We start from the raw sequence: 2,749 nt of genomic DNA on the forward strand, positions 1-2,749 counted from the left end.
CCCCGAGCGCCGCGACGAACACCCCCACGTGCGCGTCGCCGGCGCCGTTGCTGTCGACGGCCGTCACGTCGAAGGCGGGGACGTGCACCGGCGGGGAGCCGGGCACGGCCAGGACGCAGCCGCGCGGCCCCATGCGGACCACGACGCCGGAGCGTCCGGTCCGGCGGGCCAGTTCGGCCGCGGCCTCCTCGGGGTCGGCGTGACCGGTCATCGCGGTCGCCTCGTCGTGGTTGCAGCTCCACCAGTCGGTGCGGGCGAGCACCGGCCGGAGAACGTCGGCGGGGATGTCGGCGACCAGCGGCCCGGGGTCGACGATCACGGTGGCTCCGGCGGGCAGCGTCGTGAGCCAGCGCGTGAGGGCCACCTGGTTGGCCGGGTAGGCCAGGCCGTACCCGGAGAGATAGACCGCGTCGCCGCCGCGCACGTGGACGCCGGTGAGCTGCTCGTACGTCAGGGTGGCCTCCGCGCCGACGCTCGTCGCGAACGTCCGTTCCCCGCCGGCGTCGACGAACGCCACGTCGAAGCCGGTGTCCGCGCCCCGGGTGGCCTCCTGGAGGACGGCGATGCCGGCCTCGGTGAGCCGGGCGCGGGCGAGTTCGCCGAACGGGCCGCTGCCGTGCGCGCCCGCGTAGGCGACCTTCAGTCCCTGACGGGCGCTCGCCAGCATGACGTTGTAGCCCCCGCCTGGGGTCACCTGGCTGGAGGTGGCGAGCACGTCGCCGCCGGGCCGCGGCAGCGCCGGAATCTCCATGACCAGGTCGATGACCACGTTGCCGGCATGGACCAGCCGGTCGATCGCGCCGCTCATGACGCCACTTCGCTCATCGGCGTCCGGGTCTCACGGGAGGCGGCTCCGCGGCGGGTGACGGCCTGGAGGACGAGGTAGATGGCGGCGGCGACGGCGAAGGCGACGAGCCAGCCGAGGCCGTTGCGCGCGGGCCAGGTCTTCGACAGCGGCCCGGCGAACCACACGTCCGTCTCGGAGGTCTGGGCCACGGTCAGCAGCAGCCCCATGACGATGCCGGCGGCCCAGGCGACGAAGGCGGACCACGCCACACCGCCGTGGTGCCAGTAGACGCCGCCGCGCGTGGTGTCCATCAGGCCGGCCGGGTCGTACTCCCGCCGCGTGAGCATGTCCACGAGGAAGACCGCGACCCAGGAGGTGATGGCCACGGCGAGCAGCGAGATGAAGGTGATGAACGGCCCGTAGAAGTTCTTGGCGATGAGCATCAGGTAGACGCCGCCGGCCAGCGTGAGCACCACGTCGGCGCCGACGGCGATCACCCGCCGGACACGGATGCCCAGAGTGATCATGGTGAGCCCGGCGGAGTACACCGACAGGTGGTTGGACAGCAGCAGGCCGCCGAAGGCGGTGAGCAGGTACGGGATGGCCATCCACGACGGCAGCATGGCCTGGATCGCGGCCACCGGGTCCGAGGCGGCGGCGAGCGTGTGGTCGCCGGTCGACAGCAGACCGCCCAGGCTGATGAGCAGCACCAGCGGGATGCCCGCACCGGCCGCGGCGGCCGCCACGATGCGGCGGCCGGGGACCCGCCGCGGCTGGTAGCGCGCCATGTCGGCGCCGGCGTTCGCCCAGCCGATGCCCGTCCCGCCGGCGATCACCCCGATCCCCGCGATCATCACGCTCATCGGCGCGGCCGGGGCGTGCAGGACCGTGTGCCAGTGCACCTTCGTGACGAGGAAGCCGCCGACGATCAGGTTGAGGGCGCCGAAGACGTACGTCGCCCGCTGCTGGATCCAGACCAGGGTGGCGTGCCCCAGCCCGGAGACGAGCAGGGTGAGGGCCACGAAGGCGAGCAGGCAGACGACGGTGAGCACGGAGTTCGCGCCCACGCCGAAGGCGATGTGCAGGATGGCCAGCAGCGCGTACGCGGCGGTGGTGGTGTTCACCACCTCCCAGCCGACCCGCGACAGCCACGACACCAGCGTCGGCCCGTGGTTGCCCTGCGGTCCGAACACCGCGCGGGACAGGGTCATGCTCGGCGCGCCGCCCCACTTGCCCGCGACGCTGATGAGCCCGACGACGGCGAAGGACCCGAAGGAGCCGATGGCGCCGACGAGCACGGCCTGCCAGATGTTCATGCCGCGCAACGCGACCAGCGTCGCGCCGAGGGGCAGCCCGAGGATGGAGATGTTGGCGGCGAACCACACCCAGAAGAGCTGGAGCGGGTTGCCGCGCCGGTCGCCGTCGGGCACCGGCTCGATGCCGCGGGTCTCGACGGCACCGACCTTGTTGTCGCTGGTCATGGGGGCCTTCTTCGGGGAGGGGGATCGGGTGGGCGGTCACGCCCGCTCGCGCAGGGCCAGCAGGCCGCGCGCCAGTTCGTCGAGGGGGAGCCGGTTGACGTCGAGGATCGTGGCGACGGCGGCGTCGGGGAAGGAGCCGACGCCGTGGCAGGCGCCGGCGATCGCTCCCGCGATGGCCGCGATGGTGTCGCAGTCCCCCCCGAGCGAGGCGGCGAGCAGGCACGCCCGCCACGGGTCGTCCGGATACGTCGACAGGACGGCGAACGCGGCCGGCACGGACTCCTGGGTGGCGACGCTGGTGCCGACCAGGTGGTAGATGTCGGCCGCGGCGGCCTCGACGGGCCGGCCCGCGACCAGTTCGCCGGCCCACCGTATGCGCGAGGCGACGTCGGCGGCGGCGATCCAGTGACCGCGGCGGACCCCGGCGGACGCCGCCTCCTCCGCGTGCCGGACGGCCTCCTTCACGTCCGCCCCGTCGATC

At 73.6% G+C, this 2,749-nt stretch carries 3 protein-coding genes; all 3 read right to left on the reverse strand.

Translation table 11 applies throughout. The annotated features are described in order from the left end of the window. A partial coding sequence (locus tag ACFFNX_RS47055; RefSeq protein WP_378212903.1) for a PfkB family carbohydrate kinase occupies positions 1 to 808 on the reverse strand: 808 nt, incomplete at its 3' end. Further along, the gene (locus tag ACFFNX_RS47060; protein ID WP_378212904.1) at positions 805 to 2,268 is read right to left on the reverse strand and encodes a purine-cytosine permease family protein; all 1,464 of its coding nucleotides are present in this window, start codon (positions 2,266 to 2,268) and stop codon (positions 805 to 807) included. The genes ACFFNX_RS47055 and ACFFNX_RS47060, both read right to left, overlap by 4 nt. Before the next feature lie 36 nt (positions 2,269 to 2,304). Next, a partial coding sequence (locus tag ACFFNX_RS47065) for an ADP-ribosylglycohydrolase family protein (protein WP_378212905.1) occupies positions 2,305 to 2,749 on the reverse strand: 445 nt, incomplete at its 5' end.

It is taken from the genome of Actinoallomurus acaciae (assembly GCF_042429965.1).
Lineage (GTDB): Bacteria > Actinomycetota > Actinomycetes > Streptosporangiales > Streptosporangiaceae > Actinoallomurus > Actinoallomurus acaciae.